This window comes from Arsenophonus endosymbiont of Bemisia tabaci Q2 (assembly GCF_902713415.1).
Lineage (GTDB): Bacteria > Pseudomonadota > Gammaproteobacteria > Enterobacterales > Enterobacteriaceae > Arsenophonus.
This window is the reverse complement of sequence record NZ_CACTIE010000045.1, coordinates 1-5821: the sequence shown is the minus strand read 5'-3', so window position 1 is coordinate 5821 and position 5821 is coordinate 1. Positions and strand designations below refer to the sequence as shown.

Here is a 5821-nt window from a genome sequence, read left to right as displayed (position 1 = left end):
CAACCCTTCTTCTTCCATCGTAAATATCACTTTACGTCTAAAATCAATTGAATAGCTCATATAAATAATCTCATCAAAATTAAGTCGCTTAGCTATACCATGAGCAACTCGAACAAATGCTTCAAGGCGTTTTTGAATATCTGGCATGATAAAAAGTTCATTAACTAGAGGGTTAGGTGACTCAGCAGCGATAATGGCAGGTTCAGTTAAACTAAGAAAGCGGCCATTTTTATAACGCTGTTGCGCATGGCCTACTGCGGAACCTTTCATCGGCGCTTCCATTTCGCCAGGGCCACAGCCAGTGCAAATATTTAATTCACGTATAGTTAAGCGTCTTAATTTTGATTACAAAATATATGTTTTTCTCCAATATAAATTTAGTAATATAGAGTAATTACTTGTAATCATTTTAAAGTCGTCCAGCTATAAGCTTAATTCATTTCCAACCTGGCGGGCATAATGGGCACAAGCTAAATGCAAAAAAAGAGCGCTCGGATGCGACACAGATATTTTGTTCGCACTCAATATGGTGTAATCAAAATCAAGTCGTTTAGCTATAATGAATTTTTATTGAACCCCAGTCAGGTTGGTTAATAATTAAGCAATTAGATTTTAGCAGATGGCTAACTAATGTTTCCTCTGCCTTTATATTCGTGGTTGCGTTGTTAAGATAATCACGATTAAATTCATAATCAGTAATTTCTATCTCTTGCTCATCAATACATTCACCAGACAGATTATGAATAATTTGATTAGCGAACATGGTGAGTGGCTGTAATTTTACTGTCACTTCTCCTGCAGCGCATGCAGTCAAATCTTGGGTTAGCTGCTTTTCAACTTCTTTCCAGCTAATAAATTGGGTTTGATTGAAACTATTTAGATAGAGTTTAAAACTTTTAGATTCAATCAAATTTATGCTATTAGCATTAATGGTAACATGGCCGATAGCCACTTGAGGAACTCCTCGACTGTTTAGCCACGAAAGCTCATAGAGTGTCCAAATATCTGCACCATGGAAAGGCAACCTGTCTGATGATAAAACCCTAAAGGTTGTCGATTTAGGCGTCGAGGAATCGCTTGTAGTAGATGAGGGGCATAGTTATCTTGATATTCGTTTTTTTTCGAGCGTTAGGTGTTGTAGCTCACCATTATCTTGATCAAGTGGCATGTAGTTCCTTCCTAAAATAGAAAATCAGTAAGATAGTTGCTAGCATAATCAATATATTAGAGTAAATTTGTTCTTTAATGTATAGCTTAACAACAAATTGATCAGATAGATAATATAGCTAAGCGACTTAATTTTGATGACATTATTTATATGAGCTATTCAATTGATTTTAGACGTAAAGTGATATTTACGATGGAAGAAGAAGGGTTGAGTATCCGAGAAACAGCGAAGCAATTTCGGATTGGCTCTGCATCTGTATCGCGTTGGATTAATCAAATAGAGCCAAAAGCATCGACTACGCGTCAGCGAAAAATCGATAAATCCGAGTTGATAAAAGATGTTGAACAATATCCAGATGCTTACCAAAAAGAGCGTGCAGAGCGTTTTGGCGTTTGTCAGAAGGCCATTTGGCAAGCTCTTAAAAAAATGGGATTGACCTATAAAAAAACTCTACGTCATCCGAAAGCCGACGAAAACACTCGACAAACGTTTCAACAAAAAACAACAGTATGAAAAAGAAGGCAAGCATATTGTTTTTATTGATGAAAGTGGTTTTTCACACGATACCCCGCGGACTCACGGCTATTCCCCGAAAGGTCAACGCGGTGTGTTGTTCTCAAGAACTGGGGAGCTAAAGGAAGAACAAATGTTATCGGCGCTTTATTTGGCACAACGCTGTTTGCTATCGGATTATGTTTGCTATCGGATTATTTGATATCAATATTAACAGCGATGTTTTCTATGCATGGATGCATCCAAGTCCTTATCCCAGTACTTCCTAAAAACAGTGTAATCATGATGGATAATGCAACTTTTCACAAGAAACGCAGTATTGAACAAGTCATCATCGATGCGCGGGGCATATGGTGGAATATTTGCCTACCTATTCGCCAGATCTTAATCCAATTGAACATAAATGGGCACAAGCTAAATGCAAAAAAAAGCGCTCGGATGCGACACAGATATTTTGTTCGCACTCGATATGGTGTAATCAAAATTAAGTCGCTTAGCTATATAGCAAATTGTTATTATTGGCTTAATATATTCAGACGCAGTTTTTGATTAATTTGTGTTAGACTTACGCTATTGCTTTCCTTAATCTTCTATTTAGCTGATAACTAACTATAGCTTATACGTAATTTAAACTAAGTGAAATTAGTCACTGGAGTTATCTATTGGCAATTATCTTTCTAAATGTAGATGGAGACAAAATTTAACCGTTTTGTCCCGATAATAGGAAAATAAATATAATGAAATAGTGTTAATGTAGTGTTACTTTCCTAGCATAATAGTTAAATCGTTTTATGTTAAACTAATCAGACTAGTCGTTGTTGTATTAGTTAGAAAACGATATATTTAGGGAAAGATGTACCTATAAAGCCTGAGCATTTGAGCGATGTATTAATACTCGTAAGTTAGTAGATCCTTGTCACCGATTTAGTCATAAAAAAATTTAAGGATTTCTCAGGTTTTCCAGGTAAAAATACCGTCGGTAACTTGATTGATGATAAAAATGTGTTTATCACATCAAGTCATAGATCTATTTTTCCAGCTTGATTTCAGGATAATTATGAGTAGTAAAAGCACCGCTGAGATCCGTCAAGAGTTTCTCGACTTTTTTCATACTAAAGGGCATGGAGTTGTACCTAGTAGCTCATTAGTACTAAATAATGACCCAACATTATTGTTTACTAATGCAGGCATGAACCAATTTAAAGATGTATTTTTGGGATTGGATAAAAGAGCTTATTCTCGAGCAACAACGGCACAACGTTGTGTTCGAGCTGGAGGAAAACATAATGATTTAGAGAATGTTGGTTATACCGCTCGCCATCATACTTTTTTTGAAATGTTAGGTAACTTCAGCTTTGGTGACTATTTTAAACAGTATGCAATTAAATATGCTTGGGAACTACTGACATGTGAGCAGTGGTTCAATTTACCCAAAGAGCGACTTTGGATCACCGTTTATCACACTGATGAGGAAGCTTATAAAATTTGGCAGCAAGAAATTGGTATTCCTGCTGAGCGTATTATTCGGATAGGTGATAATAAGGGTGCCCCTTATGCTTCTGACAATTTCTGGCAAATGGGGGATACCGGTCCTTGTGGCCCTTGTACAGAAATTTTTTATGATCATGGTGAACATATTTGGGGAGGGCAGCCAGGGTCACCTGAAGAGGATGGTGATCGCTATATTGAAATCTGGAATATTGTTTTCATGCAATTTAACCGCCAGTCTGATGGTAGTTTAAAGGTACTTCCAACACCTTCTGTTGATACAGGCATGGGGCTTGAACGTATTGCCGCAGTATTACAACATGTTAACTCAAATTATGAGATTGATTTATTTCGTCAATTAATTGCTGCTATTGCTAAAGTGATTGCTTTATCGGATCTGAATAATAAATCATTACGCGTCATCGCTGATCATATTCGATCAAGCGCTTTTCTTATTGGTGATGGTGTATTTCCTGCTAATGAAGGACGTGGATATGTATTGCGTCGTATTATTCGTCGAGCGGTTCGTCATGGATATATGCTAGGAGCGAAAGAGACATTTTTTTATAAATTAGTTGCACCATTAATTCAGGTAATGGGTAACGCAGCTGACAAGCTAAAATCTCAACAAGCAACGATTGAAAAAACATTGAAGAATGAAGAGGAACAGTTTGCTCGTACTTTAGCGCGTGGATTGCAACTACTGGATGACGAATTAGGACAATTACAAGGCGACACTTTAGCTGGTGAAATCGCATTTCGGCTCTATGATACTTATGGTTTTCCATTTGATTTAACCGCTGATGTTTGCCGTGAACGCGATATTAAAGTCGACGAGTTAGGTTTTAACGCTGCGATGGAGCAGCAAAGAGATCGAGCTCGAGAGTCGAGTGGATTTGCGACCGATTATAATGATGCTATTAAAGCAGATAGTCATAGTGACTTCTCAGGTTATGAAAATAACAACCAACAAGCTACAGTAACGGCTATTTTTCATCATCGTAAGCCTGTCAATGTATTAAATCAAGGTGAAGAAGGGATTATTATTCTTGATAAAACCTCTTTTTATGCTGAATCAGGTGGTCAGGTTGGTGATAGCGGTATACTTAGGAATAACCATTGTCAATTTGCTGTGTTTGACACACAAAAATATGCTCAAGCAATTGGACATATTGGTAAGGTAATGACTGGCTCAATAGCGGTAAATAATTCGGTCGACGCAGGAATTGACATTGAACGTCGTAACGCTATTCGTCTCAATCACTCAGCTACTCATTTGTTGCATGCCGCTTTGCGTGATGTATTGGGAAATCATGTAAGCCAAAAAGGATCTTTAGTGAATGAGAAATATTTGCGTTTTGATTTTTCTCATTTTGCTGCAATGACGCCGATGGAAATACGCCAAATAGAAGATATCGTAAATTATCAAATTCGTAAAAATGACCCTATTATAACGACATTAATGGATTTAGATGCGGCAAAAGAAAAAGGTGCGATGGCGCTTTTTGGTGAAAAATATGATGCACAGGTACGCGTTCTTAGTATCGGCCATTTTTCTATTGAGTTATGCGGCGGCACTCATGCCAATCGGACTGGTGATATAGGATTATTTCGTATTAGCAGCGAATCGGGTACAGCAGCGGGAATTCGTCGGATAGAAGCTATAACCGGACAAGTTGCTATAGATGATCTTCACCAGCAATCCAATTTATTGGCTGAAATTAGCCAATTAATGAAAGGTGATGCTAATAATCTAATGGAAAAAATTAAAACGACATTAGATAAAGTTAAGTTATTAGAAAGGTCGTTAGATCAATTAAAAGGGCAACAAGCTGCCCAAGAAAGCGTTTCTTTAAGTCAACAAGTTAAAAAAAATAACGGAGTTAGCTTATTAGTTACTCAGTTAAATAACACTGAGCCTAAACAGCTACGTATCATTGTTGATGAGTTAAAAAATCAATTAAAATCAGCAATTATTGTGCTTTCTACTATAAGTAATGATAAATTCAGTCTAATTGTTGGTGTAACCAATGATTTGACTGATAAAATAAAGGCTGGTGATTTAATTTCATTTGTTGCGCAGCAAGTAGGCGGAAAAGGGGGTGGTCGCCCTGACATGGCTCAGGCGGGCGGCTCTAATATAAAAGCACTTCCTGCTGCATTAGCATCAGTTGAAGAGTGGGTTAATTCGCGCTTGACATGAATTAACCATGAGGGTTGCATAACTTAATTATGCAACCTTTAACGGATTGTTTTTAAATGACCTAAGTACAAAATTATATTTTTAGCTACAATATTAGTATGATGATTGCTTTAGGTTAAATACTTTAGGTGAATATCATTGCTTTACGTTTTCACGGTGTGTGATGGATAATAGCGGGGGAAACCTAGAGACCCGACTCTTTTAAATTTTCAAGGAGCAAAGAATGCTTATTCTGACTCGTCGAGTTGGTGAAACGCTCATGATAGGCGATGAGGTAACAGTAACGGTGCTGGGTGTAAAAGGCAACCAGGTACGTATAGGGGTTAATGCACCCAAAGAGGTTTCTGTTCACCGTGAAGAAATTTATCAACGGATCCAAGCTGAAAAATGCCAGCCCAATAATCAGTAATTTTTGGTAAAGCGTTCATTCTTAGGTATATGTTAATTAT

Annotated in this window: 5 protein-coding genes and 2 pseudogenes; 5 read left to right on the top strand and 2 right to left on the bottom strand. The window is 37.2% G+C overall.

The genetic code is table 11. The features are described from left to right. Positions 1-93: 93 nt before the first annotated feature. Positions 94-333 (bottom strand): annotated as a pseudogene (locus ARSQ2_RS02870) (LOG family protein); the annotation flags it as partial. A gap of 220 nt (positions 334-553) precedes the next feature. After that, positions 554-1168, bottom strand: a pseudogene (queF, locus tag ARSQ2_RS02865) (NADPH-dependent 7-cyano-7-deazaguanine reductase QueF); the annotation flags it as partial. A gap of 150 nt (positions 1169-1318) precedes the next feature. Here queF and ARSQ2_RS02860 point away from each other — a divergent pair. The 5 genes from ARSQ2_RS02860 to csrA all read left to right on the top strand — a co-directional run bounded on the left by ARSQ2_RS02860 (position 1319) and on the right by csrA (position 5781). Next, entirely contained in the window at positions 1319-1681 is a 363-nt protein-coding gene (locus ARSQ2_RS02860) for an IS630 transposase-related protein (RefSeq protein WP_202880368.1), read from the top strand. Then, positions 1678-1803 (top strand): hypothetical protein, encoded by a 126-nt coding sequence (locus ARSQ2_RS13525; RefSeq protein WP_255487238.1) that lies wholly within the window; start codon positions 1678-1680, stop codon positions 1801-1803. Before ARSQ2_RS02860 ends, ARSQ2_RS13525 begins: the two co-directional genes overlap by 4 nt. Before the next feature lie 61 nt (positions 1804-1864). Next, positions 1865-2230 (top strand): hypothetical protein, encoded by a 366-nt coding sequence (locus ARSQ2_RS15195; RefSeq protein WP_276529420.1) that lies wholly within the window; start codon positions 1865-1867, stop codon positions 2228-2230. 508 nt (positions 2231-2738) lie between these two features. Then, positions 2739-5372, top strand: coding sequence for an alanine--tRNA ligase (alaS, locus tag ARSQ2_RS02850; RefSeq protein WP_181994292.1), 2634 nt, complete (start codon positions 2739-2741; stop codon positions 5370-5372). Positions 5373-5595: 223 nt separating this feature from the next. Continuing rightward, positions 5596-5781 (top strand): carbon storage regulator CsrA, encoded by a 186-nt coding sequence (csrA, locus tag ARSQ2_RS02845; RefSeq protein WP_032115489.1) that lies wholly within the window; start codon positions 5596-5598, stop codon positions 5779-5781. Positions 5782-5821: the final 40 nt, after the last annotated feature.

What these genes read in the sequence shown, in the direction of transcription:
- ARSQ2_RS02860 (WP_202880368.1), top strand. Translation starts at nt 1,319, where the DNA reads ATGAGCTATTCAATTGATTTTAGACGTAAAGTGATATTTACGATGGAA.
- ARSQ2_RS13525 (WP_255487238.1), top strand. Translation starts at nt 1,678, where the DNA reads ATGAAAAAGAAGGCAAGCATATTGTTTTTATTGATGAAAGTGGTTTTT.
- alaS (WP_181994292.1), top strand. Translation starts at nt 2,739, where the DNA reads ATGAGTAGTAAAAGCACCGCTGAGATCCGTCAAGAGTTTCTCGACTTT.
- csrA (WP_032115489.1), top strand. Translation starts at nt 5,596, where the DNA reads ATGCTTATTCTGACTCGTCGAGTTGGTGAAACGCTCATGATAGGCGAT.